At 60.5% G+C, this 17,690-nt stretch carries 15 protein-coding genes; 4 read left to right on the plus strand and 11 right to left on the minus strand.

The genetic code is table 11. From position 1 onward, the window contains the following. Positions 1-108: 108 nt before the first annotated feature. Both D0851_RS13050 and D0851_RS13055 read right to left on the minus strand, forming a co-directional pair. Entirely contained in the window at positions 109-999 is an 891-nt protein-coding gene (locus D0851_RS13050; protein ID WP_117619023.1) for a prenyltransferase, read from the minus strand. 42 nt (positions 1,000-1,041) lie between these two features. Beyond that, positions 1,042-1,929: an AEC family transporter gene (locus tag D0851_RS13055; RefSeq protein WP_117619024.1), complete on the minus strand. Its 888-nt coding sequence runs from the start codon at positions 1,927-1,929 to the stop codon at positions 1,042-1,044. Positions 1,930-2,132: 203 nt separating this feature from the next. Here D0851_RS13055 and D0851_RS13060 point away from each other — a divergent pair, with 203 nt between their 5' ends. Beyond that, on the plus strand, positions 2,133-3,338 hold the full coding sequence (locus D0851_RS13060; protein WP_117619025.1) for a MalY/PatB family protein: 1,206 nt from the start codon (positions 2,133-2,135) through the stop codon (positions 3,336-3,338). On the opposite strand, the gene D0851_RS13065 is transcribed toward D0851_RS13060, so the two are convergent. The 4 genes from D0851_RS13065 to D0851_RS13080 form a co-directional block, all read right to left on the minus strand. Next, positions 3,332-3,874: a carbohydrate-binding protein gene (locus D0851_RS13065; protein WP_117619026.1), complete on the minus strand. Its 543-nt coding sequence runs from the start codon at positions 3,872-3,874 to the stop codon at positions 3,332-3,334. The two genes, D0851_RS13060 and D0851_RS13065, sit on opposite strands and share 7 nt — an antisense overlap. Further along, positions 3,867-4,835, minus strand: a complete 969-nt coding sequence (locus D0851_RS13070) for a DMT family transporter (protein WP_117619027.1) — start codon at positions 4,833-4,835, stop codon at positions 3,867-3,869. The genes D0851_RS13065 and D0851_RS13070 overlap by 8 nt, the downstream gene beginning before the upstream one ends. Before the next feature lie 46 nt (positions 4,836-4,881). Then, the gene (locus D0851_RS13075; RefSeq protein WP_117619028.1) at positions 4,882-6,267 is read right to left on the minus strand and encodes a succinylglutamate desuccinylase/aspartoacylase family protein; all 1,386 of its coding nucleotides are present in this window, start codon (positions 6,265-6,267) and stop codon (positions 4,882-4,884) included. Between the two features lie 237 nt (positions 6,268-6,504). After that, on the minus strand, positions 6,505-8,142 hold the full coding sequence (locus D0851_RS13080; RefSeq protein WP_117619029.1) for an MBL fold metallo-hydrolase: 1,638 nt from the start codon (positions 8,140-8,142) through the stop codon (positions 6,505-6,507). A 293-nt stretch (positions 8,143-8,435) separates the two neighbouring features. Between D0851_RS13080 and D0851_RS13085 the strand changes: the two genes are divergently transcribed. Next, positions 8,436-8,861, plus strand: coding sequence for a thioesterase family protein (locus D0851_RS13085; RefSeq protein ID WP_117619030.1), 426 nt, complete (start codon positions 8,436-8,438; stop codon positions 8,859-8,861). 39 nt (positions 8,862-8,900) lie between these two features. On the opposite strand, the gene D0851_RS13090 is transcribed toward D0851_RS13085, so the two are convergent. The 4 genes from D0851_RS13090 to D0851_RS13105 all read right to left on the minus strand — a co-directional run bounded on the left by D0851_RS13090 (position 8,901) and on the right by D0851_RS13105 (position 13,581). Then, a complete protein-coding gene (locus D0851_RS13090; protein WP_117620406.1) occupies positions 8,901-10,193 on the minus strand; it encodes an MATE family efflux transporter in 1,293 nt (430 codons plus the stop codon). Positions 10,194-10,470: 277 nt separating this feature from the next. Then, positions 10,471-10,968, minus strand: a complete 498-nt coding sequence (tpx, locus tag D0851_RS13095; RefSeq protein ID WP_117619031.1) for a thiol peroxidase — start codon at positions 10,966-10,968, stop codon at positions 10,471-10,473. Between the two features lie 240 nt (positions 10,969-11,208). Continuing rightward, on the minus strand, positions 11,209-12,429 hold the full coding sequence (locus tag D0851_RS13100) for a Bcr/CflA family multidrug efflux MFS transporter (protein ID WP_117619032.1): 1,221 nt from the start codon (positions 12,427-12,429) through the stop codon (positions 11,209-11,211). 240 nt (positions 12,430-12,669) lie between these two features. After that, positions 12,670-13,581 (minus strand): LysR family transcriptional regulator, encoded by a 912-nt coding sequence (locus D0851_RS13105; protein ID WP_117619033.1) that lies wholly within the window; start codon positions 13,579-13,581, stop codon positions 12,670-12,672. Positions 13,582-13,724: 143 nt separating this feature from the next. Here D0851_RS13105 and D0851_RS13110 point away from each other — a divergent pair, with 143 nt between their 5' ends. Continuing rightward, the gene (locus D0851_RS13110; RefSeq protein ID WP_117619034.1) at positions 13,725-14,402 is read left to right on the plus strand and encodes a haloacid dehalogenase type II; all 678 of its coding nucleotides are present in this window, start codon (positions 13,725-13,727) and stop codon (positions 14,400-14,402) included. A gap of 280 nt (positions 14,403-14,682) precedes the next feature. Further along, positions 14,683-15,576 (plus strand): acyltransferase, encoded by an 894-nt coding sequence (locus D0851_RS13115; RefSeq protein WP_117619035.1) that lies wholly within the window; start codon positions 14,683-14,685, stop codon positions 15,574-15,576. Positions 15,577-15,652: 76 nt separating this feature from the next. On the opposite strand, the gene D0851_RS13120 is transcribed toward D0851_RS13115, so the two are convergent. After that, positions 15,653-17,638, minus strand: a complete 1,986-nt coding sequence (locus tag D0851_RS13120) for a ribonuclease R family protein (protein ID WP_117619036.1) — start codon at positions 17,636-17,638, stop codon at positions 15,653-15,655. Positions 17,639-17,690 lie beyond the last annotated feature (52 nt).

The raw sequence follows: 17,690 nt of genomic DNA on the forward strand, positions 1-17,690 counted from the left end.
TCCGTATCGTGAATTCAATCAGCCAGAACGTGCTTCTAACCATCGGTCAAAGTTCCTGCAGTTGCAAGGAGAGCCGGCGGGCGCAGGGTTTGGTTCGTATGATCGGCCTTAAAAGCTGAGGCCAAAGATCAGTAATGCCAGTGTGGCCAGCAGCACCGCCACGTTCATTCCAAGAACAGAATTAAGCCGCGGAGGATCCGCCAGGGCGCCCGGCAGCCTGAGGCTGACCCACAGAGCTGCAGGCGCCGGAACGAGTGCGATGGTGGCCCATACCGGCAACCAGCCTACCAGTATGCCGGCCCCCAGAACGCCGTAACTTCCCAGCAGCAGAATGCCCACCAGTCTGGCGGCGGCAGGCTGGCCCAGGGTTATCACCAGGTGTCGGCGCCCGACTTTCCGGTCTGCTTCGGCATCCGGTATCTGATTGATCAGCAGTAGCTCGCTGACCAGCAGCAAGCTGATGGCAGACACTGCAATGGCCGCAGCGTCAAGGCGGGCACCCAGGGCAATCAGACTGCCCAGAATCATTACCGGCCCGAATCCAAGCCCCGGGGCCAGCAGGCAGAGGATGGGCGAGCGGGTAATCCAGCGGGTGTAAGTCAGTACCAGCACCACGCCCGCGGCCCCGAGCACCAGCATGGTCAGCCCCCGGAGCCAGAGAAAGTACAGGCCGATTGCTATCACCACGGCCAGCGTGCCGAGGGCCGTCAGCAACACGCGTTTTGCGGCGGTGGGAACCTCTGGAAGCGCCCCGCTGCCGCCGGAAAAAGGCGTGCGCCGGGTGATCAGATCCAGCCCGGAAACAAAGTCCTCGTATTCATTGAGCAGGTTGACCGCCGCGTGGGCGAGCAGGGCGCCGACCAGAACCAGAAGGGTATCCAGTAACGCCGGTGGCTCGCCCTGTTGCCAGGCCAGTGCCACACCGAGGCCCGCACACAGGGGGGCGAGCACCAGAAAGTTGGGGCGGGCGGCACGCACGACCGCGACGGTTTCAGACATGGGGTCCTTCCTTAACGAAACAGGGCTGACTTGATCCGGTGGTCAGATGTAACCGGCTGCGAACACCAGCCCGAGCACCACGGGCATCACAACGAGACTACCAAGATTACTCAATAATACCAGTGAAGCCACCTTATGTGGCTCCTGGCGATATTGTTCAGCCACTATGTAGTTCAGTACCGCCGGTGGCAGGGCGGCGAATACCCACAGCGCCGCGACCTGCATCCCCGGCAGGTCGAGGATGGCGATCATGGGCCAGGCCAGCAGCAGGCCACTGGCCGGGCAGGCGATTGCACCGAGCATGCCCAGTTTCCAGTCGCTGAAGTCCACATCCAGCATACGGACGCCCAGAGCAAACAGCATCAGCGGAATACTGACACCCCCAAGCATGTTCAGTGTCTCCAGCAGCCACCCCGGCAGGGGAACGGCGGCAAGATTCACCGAGAGCCCGGCCACACTGGCGAGTACGATTGGCAGTTTCAGGCGTTTCACAATGGAGGCATGGTGGTCCAGTATGTACAGACCGACAGAGAAGTGCAGCAGCATTTCCACGACGAACAGCACAATCGCCGCTGGCAGGGCCGCATCACCAAAGGCCAGCACCAGCAGGGGAATGCCCATGTTGCCGGAATTGTTGAACATCATGGGAGGCAGGAAGGTTTTCAGGTTCAGCTTCAGAACCTTTGCCAGCGGATACAGCACGATACCCGAACCAAGCACCACCACTGTGGCCGCCAGCGCCAGCTGGGCATAGTCCTGCAGGGGGGCCTTCTGGTCCGCCAGCACCGCAAACACCAGCATGGGCACGAACAGTTCCATGTTGAGAACGTTGAGTCCCTGGATATCCGGGGTGCGGTAACGGCCATAAAGGGCACCGCAACCGGCGATCAGGAAAACCGGCAACATGGTGGACAGAATCTGGCCGATCATTGAACAGGCTCCGACAGGCGTAAGAGAGATAGTGAATGAATAATCCGTTAGGTTCGCAAGTATCGAGCCGGTTGGGCAAGCATTAATCGCAAACGTTCGACCAAAGCCGGAGGCAACATGGTGTGAGCGGACCAGGTTGCGGTGGCCGGCCAGGCCCACCAGAATACCGGCCTGAGATTCTTAATCTGCTGCGGAGAGTCCCTGTGTCCAGTCCCTTTGATCAGCCTGTTTTCCGGGAACACACCTGTTCGGTCAAATTTGATGCCCGTAGGGCGGTGTTTGGCCGCGATGACGTTATTCCGGTGTGGGTTGCCGACATGGACTTTGCCGCTCCTGAGGCTGTTACCCGGGCGCTTAGCGAGCGGGCTGCACACCCGGTGTATGGTTACACACTGTTCCCGGACAGTCTTTATCGGTCCATGATCGACTGGTTCGCCGACCGACACGGCTGGCAGATCCAGCGGCAATGGATCCTGATGGCACCCGGTGTGGTCCCGTCCCTGAACGCGGCCTGCATGGCCTATGCCGGGCCGGGCGAGGGTGTCATCATCCAGCCACCGGTGTATCCGCCGTTTTTCAGTTCGATCCGGCACAGTGGCCGGAAGGTGATCGAGAACCCCCTGGTGCCGGAAGACCCTGACACCGGTGACCCCGGCCATTACCGGATGGATCTGGACCACCTTGAACAGTGCGCCGCGCGACCGGATGCCCGTATCCTGTTGCTGTGTTCACCCCACAACCCGGTCGGGCGGGTTTGGTCTGATGACGAGCTCAGGGCCGTGCTCGCCATTGCCCGACGGCACCAGCTGGTGGTGGTCTCGGATGAGATTCACTGCGACCTGACCTATCGGGACAAGCCCCGCCACACCATGTTGGCCAACCTGGCCGGGCCGGAGGATGCCCTGGTGATGGCGGTGGCACCCAGCAAGACTTTCAATATGCCCGGCCTGGGGCTGTCCGCGCTGGTGATCCCCGATTCGGACCGGCGCAGCGCCATGAAAGCCGTGTTCGCGTCCATGCATCTGCCCCAGTGCAACCCGTTCAGCATCGCCGGCTTCGAAGCCGGTTATCGCCACGGCGGTCCCTGGCTGGATGATCTGATGGCATACCTTCAGGCAAACCGGGATTATGTGGTGGAGGCGGTCAGCCAACGGCTGCCGGGCATTCGGGTATCGGCTCCCGAGGGAACCTACCTGATGTGGCTGGATTGCCGCGGGCTGGATCTGGACGATGCCGGCCTGAAGCGGTTTTTTGTCCGGGACGCCGGTATCGGCATGAATCCCGGGGTATCGTTTGGTGATCAGGGCAGCGGCTTCATGCGGCTCAACATCGGCTGCCCCAGAGCCGTGCTTGAAGAGGTTCTTGATCGAATCGAAACCGCACTCGGGAACCTCGGACCGGATCACTGATCCTTCATGGAGCAGTGATTTTGCACCGGTTTCCAGTGGGGTGGTTCGGCTATGCCGGGCAGGTCGCCACTGGTGGGCCGGATTGCCTCCCAGATCTTGCCACCGTGGCGGGTCAGGCTGCCGACGGTGTAACTTCGGGAGAACAGCCATGGCTCGGGTTGTTCGCACGGCTCCTGAGCCGGGTTACGGCTCTGGGCAGTCGACCGCTCACTGTTGCCGGTTTCTGACATGCTTGCATCAGTGTCGACGCGGGCGCCGGACTTGCCGCCGGCGTTGTCGCTTTTGGCGCCACAGTCCGGAACCGAATCGAGCCGCTTCCAGTTAAATGCCGTTCCCGGTTCCTGCCCTTCGTGCAGTTCACGGGATTCAAACCAGTTTCCCTGATGAAATACCACAGTGCCTGCCGGGTAGTAGCGGGTAGGCACCCACTTGGCCTGCTCCGGATCACAGGGCTTAGCGGCAGCCGGAAGTGAGAGGCCAGGCATCAGCAGCACCAGAAAGAGAAGGCTGCGAAAGCGTCGGATGGATTCAGTCATGGTTGTCTCCTTTTGCTTGCTGTTCTTTGATCCGGTAGTTCGCACGTTTGCCGGTCTGAGTTGCCAGTAGCAGTCCGGCGAGAATCAGCAGACCACCGATGATATGAAACACCCCGAGGGACTCCCCCAGAAAGACACCCGCCAGCACGGAGGCGAAGACCGGCGTCAGGTACATGAAGATGGCCGCCCGGGCCGGGCCGATTTTATGCACACCGTGATTCCAGAAACCGTAGGCCAGAATGCCCGGGAAAATGGCGAAATACAGCAGGGGCAGGGCTGTGTCCCGCGACAGATCGAAACCACCTGCGAAGAAAAACAGATCGGTCAGGTAAAAAGGCAGTATCACCAGGGTACCCAGAAGTATCTGGGTAGTCAGAAAGGTCAGGGCCGGCAGCGGCACCGCCTGGCGTCGCAGCAGGACCGAAAACAGCCCCCAACTGAAGACCGCCGCCACCATGATCAGGTCCCCCGGCTGCGCCTGCAGGCCGGTGAGTACCGCAATGTCGCCCCGGGCCACTACGGTGATAATCCCGATGATGGCCAGGGCGATACCGAGGGCCTGGATGGGGCGGGTCCGGTCGCCGAGCAGAATCCAGGCCAGCAGTGCCACGAAGATCGGAATGGTGGCGTTGATCAGGGCGATGTTGGTGGCCGTGGTGGTGGTCGCCGCGAAGTAGAGTAACGAGTTGAAGGCCGCCACGCTGAAGGTCGCCAGGGCAAGCATGGACCCGAAACGCTGGCGAATAACCTGGCGGTGGCGCCAGACACCCGGAAACCCGAAGGGCAACAGAATGGCGAGTGCAATGATCCAGCGCCAGAAGGACATGGACAGGGGCGGGATGTTCTCAACCGTGCCCCGGGCGACAACGGCATTGCCGGCCCAGAACAGAGGCGTCAGGACCAGACCAACGTAGGCCAGCCCTGGAGTTCGGGGCAAGATTCCGGCGCTTTCCGCAGACACACACGCTCCTGTTGGTTGGGTACTGGCCGATAAAACGCATAGGATACTACTCTCCCGGAACTTCTGCCTCCGTACCAATGTGGTAGGCTGCGAAACCAGCCATTACCACCTGGTCGACCGCCATACCGATAACCCGCCCATCACTGGAGGAACGGATGGGATGCTGGGCATTGGTGATGGGGTCGGAGACGTAACCGAGAATCTCTCCCTGCGATACCCGGGCCCCAAGCTCGATCTCGCTGAACAGAATGCCGCCGTGATCAGCGCGGATCCAGTCGGAATCGTAGTAGACCGGCTCCGGATCCCCCCACACGAACATCCGCGAAATCATGCCCTGGCGTTCCATCAGGCTGGTCAGGCTGTTAACCCCGGCGCTGATCTGGTGTTGCTGAATCCGGTGGGATTCCCCGGCTTCCATGGTCACGGTGCGTATGCCGGCAGCAACCGCGGCGGTGCGAAGCATGCCGGGGGAGCCGGTGCTGTGAACCACCGCCATTCGGTCAAAGCCCCGGGTGAATTCGGCCACTTCCGGGTTGTTCATGTCGGCCCTGAGCTGGGGCAGGTTGGTGCGTTTCAGTGAGCCAGTGTGAATGTCCACCAGCATGTCGCAACGGCGGATGACGTTTTCGAACAGCGAATAGGCAATCCGGTCGGCCAGGCTGCCCTCCGGGCTGCCGGGGAAATGCCGGTTGAGATCCCGCCGGTCGGGCAGATAGCGGCTGCCTTGTTGGAACCCCGGCAGGTTGACGATGGGAATGCCTACGACCCGGCCAGAGAGTTTTTCCGGGTTCAGGTCATACACGGTCTGGCGAATAATCTCGATGCCGTTGAGTTCATCACCGTGAACGGCACCGGTGAGGCACAGGGTCGGACCTGCATTGACGCCATTAACCACCAGCACCGGTGTCGGCTGGGATAAACCGGCAATCTGGATGCCCGGCGCCCAGGCCAGACGGGTCGAGGTTCCCGGCATGACATCATTACCAAGGAGGGTGAAAGCTTCTCCTGGCCGAAGCTCGGGTCCGGGCTCCGATTCTGTCCCGGCGCCAGCGTCCGGCAATTCAGATCCGGTGGTATCCGCAGTGTTCTCGGCCGGGGCTGTCGCCTGTGCCTCAGGCGCTGGCGCAACCTCCTTGAGGTCAATATTCGGAGCCACTTTGCGGGCAGGCGCCGAGGGCGTATCGATACCAGCCCCGGTCCGGGACGGATGTGGCTTCAGGGCTTTGTTTTCCCGTTCCGCGGTTGTCCGTGGCACCGATTGTTCAACGTCCTCCACGCTCTCGTCTTCGGCGAGTTCCGCGACCAGGACTTCGGATGCCTTGCGGGATTTGGCGGGATCGGGATTGGCGAACAGGGGCGCCGGCAGCGAGATTGCAAGCAGGCCGGTCAGCAATATCAGGTGGCTCGGTTTTTGAAGCCGCTCAAACAGCATAATTCCTCACGGATCGTCCGTATGCGCCCAAGGATAGAGGGTCTCTGGCGGTCATGGATACGGCTGTAACAAAGGTTTAATGCCCCTTCCATGAAGTCTGGGCAAACCCGGCGCGGCAGTACCTGTCCAGCCAGTGTCAAATGCATTGGTTTGCATGAAGGTGATCGTTATACGCCGACAGGGCCTGTAACAATAGGGGTTGATCGCGACATCCGGTGTGCTTCTGTTACTGCCCTGTTAGTTCGCGTGTACAACCTGCCACAGGTCGCCCTTGCGGAACGCCCTGTGCTCGGCCTCCAGCTTCAGCAGGTGCGCCAGTGCTGACCGTTCGGCCACCCCGTGAATCGCCGCCGGCACATCATCGTATGCCTTTGCTGTCAGCGTTTTGAGATTCACCGGGGTCAGCGCTTCCAGGGCACGAGCGACCTTGTGCTCCCGTGACAGTCGGTGGGTAATCAGGAAATCAATGACCGCTTCCGGTTGTCCCATTAAGAATCCATGGGCCGGGGCAATGTAGCGGATGGACTCGGCCAACAGGTCGTACAGGGACTCAATGTAGGCCTTCATGTCCCCGTCCGGCGGATTAATCACTACCGTGGACCCCTGCATGATGTGGTCGCCGGAGAAAAGCAGCTCCTGATCCGTCAGCAGATAACACAAATGATTCGAGGCATGGCCCGGGGTGTGCAGTACTTTCAGAATCCCGGCTTCGGTAACAATCAGGTCACCGTGCTCCGGTTCGTCATCCGCACGGAACGTCTGGTCCTGACTCGCGCCTTCGGGCGCCGGCCAGCCGTAAACACGGCAACCGGTTCGCTCCTTGAGAGCCGCAACGGCCGGCGAGTGATCCTTATGGGTGTGGGTAACCAACACCTGATCAATCACCCCACCGGTCACCTCCAGAATCCGCTCAATATGGTTGTCGCTCGCGGGGCCGGGGTCAATCACGGTAAACCGCTTATGACCCAGTACATAGGTGTTGGTGCCCGGCCCGGTCATCATCCCGGGGTTGGGTGCCGTCAGCCGGATCACCCCCGCCGCCACTTCAACCGGCTCACCGGGAATAATCTCTGCCCGGGTTGAGCCCTCCCCTTCCGGATCCAGCTTGGCCGCCTCATCATAGGCCGGCGCCCCCGGCTCCAGCGTCACCGGCTTGCCTTTCTTCAGCCCCGGCCAGGGTTTGCTTGGATGAGGTTCAGGCGGATTGGCGTGGGCATAACGCATTAGCGCATCCGTGGTTTCGAAATCACTGAGCACCCGCAGCGTCCGGATCGTCGGCAACCCCAATAACCGCCGGCCACCGCGGTGATCCTCCAGTGCTTTCTCCGGCCGGATCCAGACATGATCAATGGTCTCCACCCCATCATGACTGGCCAGTTGGCCTTCAGGCGCGGTGGTCACAAAGAACCGTGTATCAAACCGCCGGGGCGGTCCCGGCGGCGTAACCCAGTGGCCCAGGTAGGCCAGCCGGTCCAGCGGAATCGACAGCCCATGGTTATTGCACAGACTGGCCAACGACAAATCGCCCCTGAACAAAGCTTCCCGGTCGCCATGGGCCGGATGGTCCCCGGAAACCGGATGCCCCTGCGCATCCACCGCAACCAGAATCCCGGCTTCCTCAAAACACTCCCGAACCGCCGCCAGCATGTAATCCGCGCCACCCTCGTCGACACTCATGGTCTGACTGACCTCGGCATCTCCGGGCCCAAGGGCGTGTTCCCGCCCGCTGGGCTCGTGTTCTTCGACCCTTCCTCCGGGGAACACAAAATAGCCGGGCATGAACACCGCATCCCAGGTACGTTGCAGCAGCAGGACTTCAAGGCCTTCGGCAGTGTCGCGAATTAAAACCAATGTGGCGGCAGGGCGGATATCCATAAAACTCCAAATGCGATCTTTATTATTCGGTGCGCGAAGAGAGTACGAACGACATCAGGAAAGAGCCTTCCAAAACTGTGTGGAGCCAGGGATGGCGGAACTCAAGCGTCACAGGGACGTGCCGCAAGGAGCGTGTTTTGGAAGGCTCTTTCCTGATGTCGCTGCACCAAAGCTTACAGCGCAAAGGTCCAATAGCAAGATAACCGATTTAAAGCAGAACGTCTTGAGATGAACACTAAAGTCGAACAGCGTATGATTCGCCCCCAGAGACCCAGCGAGAACAGGAACCCAATGTGGCCCGAATCAAACTCTCCTTCCCGGACGACGCCTTCCGCTTCGAAACCAGAATGCCCGTCAGAATCACCGACATCAACGGCGCCAACCACCTGGGCAACGACGCCCTGATCTCCATGCTCTCCGAAGCCAGGGCCCAGTTCCTCGTCAGTTACGGCCTCCAGGAAGCGGGCAAGGATGGCACTGGCATCATCGTCACCGACCTGGCCACCATGTACCAGTCCGAGTCCTTCTTCCCGGAAATGCTGCGCTTCGAAGTCGGCCTGATGGACTTCAACAGGTACGGTGGGGATTTCGTGTTCCGGGTCACCAAGGCCGAGAGCGGCCAGCCCGTTGCGCTCGCCAAGTACGGATTCGTGTTCTTCAACTACCAGCGCAAGGAAGTGGTGCCTGTGCCGGAAAGCTTCCGCTCACGCTTTGCCTGACCCAGCACTGGACATGAAGGCGGGGTCAGATGAACCCTTTCATCTGACCCCATTCTGTCTCGTGCTGTTCCGGAGCCGTTTCATGCCGGCCCGATAGAAGCCGTAAGCCATAACGCCAGCGAGGAGATTGCCCACCAGTGCGCCACTCATGAGGCCAAAGATGCCACTGATCTGGCTGCCCAACCAGAGTAGCGGCAAGTAGCAAAGAAACAGCCGCAAAGTGGATACCAGCAGCGCCCGCATCGCCAGTCCCAGGGCGTTGCACACCGACACCATCAGCATACACACGCCCAGGCCGCTGTAACTGAGCGGCACCCGCACCAGATAGGCGGCCAGCACCTCCCGGACGTCGCTGTCGCTTGAGAACAATTCAGACACCAGCCCTGAAGCCAGCACCCAGGTCAGGCCAATGGCAAGCTGCCAGACCACCACGAACCGGACCGCGATGCGCACCAGTTTTCGGATCTGTTCAATATCTCCGGCACCCAGCAACCGGCCAATCATCGGCGGCATCGACATGGTCAGTGCCAGCACCACGACAATGGAGAAAAACTCCAGGCGGGTGCCGAGGCCCCAGGCGGCTACGGCTGCGGAGCCGAAGCCGGCGACAAGGGCTGTTGCCAGCATCGCCGAGACGGCGGGCATCAGCTGACTGACCATGGCCGGTGCCATGATGCCGTTGAGCTGCTTGAGGGCCTGCCAAAGGGCAAGCTGGCGCAGATCAAACCGGACCCAGTGACGCTTCAGAAGTTTCGGGTAGATCACCAGGCAGCCGATACCGAACGAGGTGACGGTGGCCCAGGCGGCGCCGGGTAAACCCCAGCCAAAGGTAAAAATATAGAGCGGATCCAGGGCGATGTTGGTCAGACTGGTGGCCACCATCATGTACCCCGGCAGTCTGGTGTCGCCGTGGGAGCGGCACACACTGTAGCCGAAGTAGAGAACCGCGCCGGTCCAGGCGGCGATCAGCCAGGGAATCCAGTAGCGTCTGATCAGCGGCAGCAATGTCTCTTCCGCGCCGAGTGCGGTCATGATGTGGCCCTGGAGAAGCCACAGGGTCACACAGATCAGGAAAACCAGGGTTCCACCTACGGTAATGATCAGGCCGCCCAGACGATAGGCGCGGAGTTCGTCACCGGCACCCAGTGTGCGGGAAACGATGGCGGTAGTGGCAATGCCCAGGCCCACCTGAAGACCGATGATCAGCTGCTGCATTGGCAGGGTGAAGCCGAGTGCCGCCAGCGGATCCCGGCCAAGCTGACCCACGAAGGCACTGTCGGCCAGTTGGAAGGTCATCAGGGAGAGTACCCCGAACAGCATGGGCCAGGTCATGCTGTAGAGCTGGCGGGCCAGGCTTGGGGTTTGGGCGGTTGTTTGCACGGAGTGATTGGGGCCTTCGATTGGGGTTCCGGCTTTGGGCGGGGATTCTAACAGGTTCTGGTTTGGGTGTTAGCAAAGCTGCTGGCACGGCTTTCCAGGACACGCCGTGAACCCATCCATGGGGGCTTGGCATTGCCATCCCTGGCAATGCACAGTCCTGGAAAGCCGCGCCAGCAGCTTTGCTCGAGCTCAGGCGTTACGGCCAGCGCCTGATTACTGATCCAGTGTTTTAAAGCGCGTTCAGTGCTGCGTCGTAATCCGGCTCGTTCTTGATCTCGTCGACCAGCTGGCTGTGCAGAACCTTGTTGTTCTCATCCAGTACCACTACTGCCCGGGCGCAAAGGCCGGCGAGGGGGCCGTCCTGGATGGCGACGCCGTAGTCCTGCTGGAAGCTGTAGTTCCGGAAGGTGGAGAGGGTTTCGACATTTTTCAGGCCTTCGGCACCGCAGAATCGGGCGGCGGCAAAGGGCAGGTCGGCGGAGATAACGAGTACCACGGTGTTGTCGAGGTTGCCGGCTTTTTCGTTGAATTTCCGGGTGGAGGCGGCGCAGACGCCGGTGTCGATGCTGGGGATGATGTTCAGGATTTTGCGTTTGCCGGCCCAGTTATCGAGTTTGACTTCTTCCAGGCCGCTGTTGGTCAGGGTGAAGGGTGGTGCGTTGTCGCCTGTTTCGAGGAATTTGCCGCTCAGTTCAATAGGGTTGCCGTCGAGGGTAACGTTGTTCATGGGGTTTGCTCCTTGTCGTCTGGTTTAGAGTCTTACGTACTCTGTGTAGACCACTTTGGATGATTTTGCATGTGAGCTTTGGTGGCTGGACTGGTGCGGGGCGGTTATCCAAAACACGCTCCTTGCGGCACATCCCTGTGGCGCTTGGGCTCCGCCATCCATGGCTCCGCACAGTTTTGGATAACCGCCCCGCACCAGTCCCCGAGCCTCGGAGTGGCCTACCTTAGTGCTCAACTGATCTTAACCGCTGGTCGCACTTTGTGCTTCGAAACCCCTTGCAGGATAACGCTGAACCAGCAGCAGATAACAGCCCATGGCAATGGCGGCGCAGGCGGCGATGATGGTGGCCATGATCAGGGAGGTGCCGTCGTGCAGGTGGCCGACGAGCATGCCGGCGAAGGCGGCGATGGCCATCTGGGTGAAGCCGAACAGGGCGGAGGCGGAGCCGGCCATGGTCGGGAAGTTGGCCAGGGCACCGGCCATGGTTTGGGGCAGGACCATGCCGGTGCCGATCATGAACAGGGCCTGGGGCAGGATGACGGCCCAGACGCTGAAGACTTCGCTCAGGGCCAGCACGGCCATCAGGCTGCCTCCACCTACTGCGATTACCAGGCCACGAACCAGGATCTGGTCAGGCAGCAGGCGGCGGCCGAGCCGGACGGCGGTCAGGTTGCCGACAATGTAGCCGGCGACCATGCCGGCGAAGTAGAGGCCGAACTGTTCCGTAGGCACGCCCAGAAAGTCGATGAGCACGAACGATGAGCCGGACAGGAAAGCGAACAGGCCAGAGAAGATCAGGGCGTTGGTCAGGGTGTAGCCAAGGAAGCTGATGTCCCGTGCGATGGTGCGGTAGTTCCGGAGCAGGCTGCAGAGTTTCAGGGATTGGCGATGCTCCGGGCGCATGGGCTCGGGAAGGCCGATGGCAACCACCACAGCCATCACCAAGGCATAGCCGCCCAGTACCAGGAATACCGATGACCAGCCCAGGCTGGCAGTCATAAGCCCGCCAATGGTTGGTGCGATCGCCGGCGCCAGGGCCATGATGCTGGCCAGGATGGCGAGGATCCTGGCGGCTTCACGGGGCGTGTAAATGTCCCGGATCGCCGCACGGCCCAGTACCGGGCCTGCGGAGCCACCCAGGGCTTGCAGGAAGCGGAACAGGATCAGGGTTTCGATATTGGTGGCCAGCGCGCAGCCAATACTGGCGATGGCAAAAAGCACAAATCCGCCAATCATGATCGGTTTGCGACCAAAACGGTCCGCCAGGGGGCCGCAGACTAGCTGGGCAATGGCAAAGCCCACCATGTACAGACTGAGAGTCAGCTGTACCTGATCGGTGCCGGTACCGAAGTCTCTGCCAATCTGTGGCAGTGCCGGCAGATACATATCCGTCGCCAGCGGCCCGAGAGCCACAGCCGCAGCAAGAAGTACAGTTGTCCAGACACTGGTCAAAGTAAGCATTCGCTTCCTGAGTGCGTTATCGAGGAGTTACGACAGGTCAGGTTGGGGAGGTGGCTTTCCGAAACTGTGCGGAGCCATGGATGGCGGAGCCCAAGCGTCACAGGGATGTGCCGCAAGGAGCGTGTTTCGGAAAGCCACCTCCCCAACCTGGCCGACCACCGAGTGTTGGCAGTCTAGGCGAGGGGCGACCAAAAGATAACGGCCTGCACGCTCATACAACCTATGAGTAAAAGTAATTGATTAACTCTTCAGGCTGTTGAGTGCGGCCGCAACGACGTTGATCTGATTGCGCAGCCACTTATGGGCAGGGTCGTTCTGGTTGCGGCGGTGCCAGAGCATCAGCAGGGTAAAGGGTTTGAAATCAAAGGGCAGGGGCACCCAGGCGAAGTCGCGGAGTAAGTGTTTGCTCATGCCTTGCGGGGCTGTGGCCAGCATGTCAGTACCACGGAGGAACTCGGGGAGGCCAGAGAAGTTGGAGACCGTCACCACGTTACGGCGGATCAGGCCCCGGGTGTCGAGCGATGTTTCCAGGCTCGGTTTCTCGCCGGTGGCGAACAGCAGGGCGATGTGGTCGGCCTTCAGGTAATCCGCCAGATCCGCCGGAGGCTCCCGGTGCGCCGGGTCGTAGAACACCACCATGCGGTCCGCCATCAGGCCCCGTTGCATAATGTCCGTGGCTTCCGGGGCGTGGGGCGAGAGGATCAGATCACAAACGTCCTTCCGGAGCATATCCGCCCTTGGAATACCCGACGGAATGACCTGCAGGCGGATACCGGGAGCCTCCCGGCGCAGGGTGCGCACGAGGCCCGGCAACAGCAGGTCGCGCTGGTAATCGTTGGCAGCGATCGTGAAGGTGAACTCCGCGGTGGCGGGGCTGAAGGGCGGGCCGGCGGACAGGGACTGGAGGTCGTCCAGAATCTGGCGCACGTGGGGGCCGGCCTGGAGTGCATACCGCGTCGGGGCGATGCCCCGCCCGGATTTGACGAACAGCGGATCGCCGAGGGCGTGGCGGAGGCGCTCAAGCGTGTGGCTCACCGCGGACTGGGTGACGCCCAGCCGCACTGCGGCACGGGAGACACTGCCCTCGTCCAGCACAGCCAGGAAAGTGCTCAGGGCACGGAAGTCCAGGTTCAATGTATCAATTGGATTCATGAATGGCAGTGTAACCCGATACCAGCAGGTGGTGCCACGGTGGGTCTGCGTTCCTGTCTGTTCGTGTTGAGTGATCGTTCAAATCCCGATACTGTGGTTTCAGTACACGATCCCAATACCCGTCCGGATGAGGAGTTCCACCGATGACCATGACTCTTGCTTTTGATGTCTACGGAACCCTGGTCGACCCCATGGGCATGTCCCGCCTGCTGGCGGAAGATGCCGGAGACAAAGCCGAAGCAGTCGCTGCGCTCTGGCGCGAGAAGCAACTGGAGTTCTCGTTCCGGAAGGGCCTGATGAAGGTGTATGAGGATTTTGGCGTGTGCACCCGCCAGGCCCTGCGCTATGCCATGGCGGCCCACAAATTGCCGTTAACCGAAGAACGTGAGAACGCCCTGATGGCGGCGTATCTCTCACTGCCCGCTTTTGACGATTCGTTGCCGGCACTGGAAAGCCTGAAGGGGCAGTATCCGTTGTTTGCGTTTTCCAATGGCAGCTACCCGGCCCTTGAGAAAGTGCTAGGGCACAATAACCTGCTTGATCAGTTTGAAGGCCTTGTCTCCGTCGACGACATCAAAAGCTTTAAACCCGACCCCGCTGTGTATACTCATGCGCGGCGTGTGACCGGAGCTTGGGAGAAACCTCTCTGTCTCGTTTCCAGTAACGCATGGGATGTCATTGGTGCGAGGGCGTCTGGTTTGTTGGCAATCTGGGTGAAAAGGGATCCTGATAAAGTATTCGAAGATTGGGGTATTGAACCTTCGGCGGTGATAAGCAGTCTTTTGGAACTACCATCAGCGCTACGAAACCTTAAAAGCTAGCGGAGGCGGGTGTTGGGTCAGGCTGTCCAAAACTGTGCGGAGCCATGGATGGCAGTGCCGAGCCCCCAGGGATGGGTTCACGGCGTGCCTGGCAAAGGCCTGCCCACTGACCGCCGGACTCCTGGCCTCGCAGGCTGATTATCCATGGTGATGAACAAAGCACCATGGCATTACGGTCACATCCGGTGGGCAAACCGGTCACTTCCGGCCACTGCCCAATCCCGCCTCTGGTTGATATGATTACACCCCACTGGAAACAACCACCAAAAACAGGACTGCCATGCTCAGCTTCCTCCCCGCCCCCGTTATCGGCGTACTTAACTCCATCCTGCTGGGACTCAACACCCTGTTCTGGTGCATCCTGCTTTACATCCCGGCCATCCTGAAACTGATCATCCCCATCAAGGGCTTCCGGATCCTGTGCACCAAAGCCATCATCTGGGTCGCCGAAGCCTGGGTCGCCTGTAACACGGGCTGGATGAAGCTGACCCACAAAACCAAATGGGAAGTGAAAGGCGCCGAAAACCTCAAACGGGAAAGCTGGTACCTGGTGCTGGCCAATCACCAGAGCTGGGTTGATATCTTCGCCATGCAGCGGGTCTTCAATCACCGGGCGCCATTCCTGAAATTTTTCCTCAAGCAGCAACTGATCTGGGTGCCGGTTATCGGCCTGGCCTGGTGGGGGCTGGACTTCCCGTTTATGAAGCGATACACCCGCGAGTATCTGATCAAACACCCTGAAAAACGGGGCGAAGATCTCAAGGCGACCCGCCGGGCCTGTGAGCAGTTCCGACATACCCCGGTCAGCGTCATGAACTTCGTGGAAGGCACCCGGTTTACCCAGGCCAAGCACGACAAGCAGAAGTCCCACTACACCCACCTGCTTACCCCCAAGGCCGGCGGTGCCGCCTTCGTGCTGGACGCCATGGGCGACTCGATTCAGACCCTGGTGGATGTCACCATCGCCTACCCGGGTGGCGCGCCGACCTTCTGGGAGTTTATCTGCGGCCGGGTGAGCGAAGTCAAAATGGAAATCCACACCGTCGACATCCCGGAGCACCTGAAAGGCCGGGACTATTCAACGGATGCCGAGCACCGCCGGAATGTGAAAAACTGGCTGCGGGATCAGTGGCGGGCGAAAGATGAGCGGCTGGAGCGAATGCTGGCCCAATAATAACACCGGCGGAGGGTGTCAGCTCTTGCTTTCGTCCTCCTCAATCTCATCCGGATGCGCCTGCCACTGCGGTTTTTCAACCGTTGGCGGAGCCGTTCCCGGTTGGGATTTCTTCGGCTGCGACCAGCTTGAAATTGATCTGTCTGCGCTCCTCATCCACGCCGGAAAAACTCACGGTTACGGGCTGCTCCAGCTGGAAGATGCGACCGTTCTTGTTGTGGATCAGGCGGAGGGTGACCGGATCAAAGCCGTATTTACCCTCCAGATCCTTGCAGCTGACAAAGCCTTCCAGTCCGTTTGCGTCCAGGCGCACAAAGAATCCGGCTGGCACGGTGCGGCTGATGACACCGGCCATGGGCTCGTCGCCCAGGGTTTTGGCAAAGTCGCTCTTGAGCCAGGCTTCCAGGCTGTTTGCGGCCTGGCGGGCGCGGATCTGGGCAGCCTGCAGGGCCTCCAGCTGATCCACGGTCAGAGCCTTCATGGGTATATCCCAGAGAGCGGCCTTGATCAGCCGGTGCACATAGAAATCGGAGAACTTGCGCAGCGGTGACGTGAAGGTGGTGTAGGCCTCCAGTCCCATGCCGTGGTGGGGCTCGGGCCTGAAGCCCAGCTCGGCCCTCGCCAGCTGCCTTGAAAGGATGGCCTTGACCGGCACCTCCGCTTCCAGTGCGTCGGTTTCCTTCATCAGGGTCCTGAAGCCGTCAGCCTGATGGGCGTCCACTCCGGAAAGGTGCGGTGCATGGCTGTCGATCAGCGCCCGGATGTTGTCGGCGCGATCATCCCGCAGGCCGGGATGCCGGATGAACAGGCCGTCAGTCTGGCGAGTGAGGAAATCGGCGGCGCAGCGGTTGGCGGCGACCATGCATTCCTCTACCAGACGATGGGCCTCGTTCTGCACGGACGGCTCAATCAGGCGGATGCGTTTGTTCTCATCCAGCCGTAACCGGAATTCCGGCCGGTCACCGCTGAGCAGTGCATGCTCGCTGCGCCATTTTCTGAGGGCGGTAGCCGCCTGATGCAGCTGGTCCAGGCTGTTGCCTACGGCATCCGGCAGGGCCTTGATGTCATCGTCTATCCGGCCTTCGATCAGGTTGGAGACCAGCTCGTAACTGAGCTTGCCTTTGGACTGAATCACCGCCTGGTGAAAGCTGTAGTCGCCCAGGCTGCCATCATTATTCACCTGCAGGTCGCAGACCAGCGCCAGACGTCTCGCCTCCGGCATCAGGGAACACAGGCGGGTACTGATACTGTCCGGCAGCATCGGCAATGGCTCGCCGGGGAAGTAGATGGCGGTGGCCCGGTTGAACGCCTCCTGCTCGGCCGGGCTGTCCGGTTCAATCACCGCGGTCGGGTCGGCAATGGCGATGGACAGAGCCCAGCCGGTGGCATTGGGCTCGGCCAGCAGGGCGTCGTCCATGTCCTGGGTGCCCGGACTGTCGATGGTGACATAGGCGCGGTCTGTGCGGTCTTCCCGCCCGGCTTTCCGGGATTCGATATCGCGGTCACTCAGGCTGTCGGCCTGCTTCTGTACGGCGTCCGGCCAGGTGTCCGCCAGGTCAAATGTAGCCAGGGTGAAGGCGCGTTCAATGCCAGGTTCCCCGGCCTTGCCGATGACCCGCAGCACCTTGGCCTGGCCCTTGCCATCCTTGATCGGATGCTTGTGAATCTGGCAGTAGATGTAGTCATCCGGCTGGGCATTCATCCGTTCTTTGGGCGGAATGAAGATCCAGCGATTGATACCCGGGGTCTCGGGTACGACGAAATGGCCTTTGCCTTTGACCAGGTAACGGCCAACAAAGGTGTTCAGGCGGGTTTCCAGCAGTTCGTCCACCACACCCTGGGTTTTGCCTTTCTCCACTTCCTGCTCGGTGACATTCACCCGGTCTCCCGGCAGGACTTTCTGCATTTCTTCCGGAGGCAGAAAAACATCGCGGCCCTCGTCAAGCGCAACGAACCCGAAGCGGCCATTGGTGGCTTTGACGGTACCGGGGAAGACCACCTTGTTTTCCTCGATATCGGATTTCAGCTGGCGCAACCGGCTGAGAGCGTCGGCATTAAGCATGAAGTAACCTGGCTGGTAAATAATGAATGATGGGGCGGAGTATAACGGTTAT

This window comes from Marinobacter sp. Arc7-DN-1 (assembly GCF_003441595.1).
Taxonomy (GTDB): Bacteria; Pseudomonadota; Gammaproteobacteria; order Pseudomonadales; family Oleiphilaceae; genus Marinobacter; species Marinobacter metalliresistant.

What these genes read in the sequence shown, in the direction of transcription:
- D0851_RS13050 (WP_117619023.1), bottom strand. Translation starts at nt 999, where the DNA reads ATGTCTGAAACCGTCGCGGTCGTGCGTGCCGCCCGCCCCAACTTTCTG.
- D0851_RS13120 (WP_117619036.1), bottom strand. Translation starts at nt 17,638, where the DNA reads ATGCTTAATGCCGACGCTCTCAGCCGGTTGCGCCAGCTGAAATCCGAT.
- D0851_RS13055 (WP_117619024.1), bottom strand. Translation starts at nt 1,929, where the DNA reads ATGATCGGCCAGATTCTGTCCACCATGTTGCCGGTTTTCCTGATCGCC.
- D0851_RS13080 (WP_117619029.1), bottom strand. Translation starts at nt 8,142, where the DNA reads ATGGATATCCGCCCTGCCGCCACATTGGTTTTAATTCGCGACACTGCC.
- D0851_RS13090 (WP_117620406.1), bottom strand. Translation starts at nt 10,193, where the DNA reads ATGACCTGGCCCATGCTGTTCGGGGTACTCTCCCTGATGACCTTCCAA.
- D0851_RS13115 (WP_117619035.1), top strand. Translation starts at nt 14,683, where the DNA reads ATGCTCAGCTTCCTCCCCGCCCCCGTTATCGGCGTACTTAACTCCATC.
- D0851_RS13075 (WP_117619028.1), bottom strand. Translation starts at nt 6,267, where the DNA reads ATGCTGTTTGAGCGGCTTCAAAAACCGAGCCACCTGATATTGCTGACC.
- D0851_RS13110 (WP_117619034.1), top strand. Translation starts at nt 13,725, where the DNA reads ATGACCATGACTCTTGCTTTTGATGTCTACGGAACCCTGGTCGACCCC.
- tpx (WP_117619031.1), bottom strand. Translation starts at nt 10,968, where the DNA reads ATGAACAACGTTACCCTCGACGGCAACCCTATTGAACTGAGCGGCAAA.
- D0851_RS13100 (WP_117619032.1), bottom strand. Translation starts at nt 12,429, where the DNA reads ATGCTTACTTTGACCAGTGTCTGGACAACTGTACTTCTTGCTGCGGCT.
- D0851_RS13065 (WP_117619026.1), bottom strand. Translation starts at nt 3,874, where the DNA reads ATGACTGAATCCATCCGACGCTTTCGCAGCCTTCTCTTTCTGGTGCTG.
- D0851_RS13105 (WP_117619033.1), bottom strand. Translation starts at nt 13,581, where the DNA reads ATGAATCCAATTGATACATTGAACCTGGACTTCCGTGCCCTGAGCACT.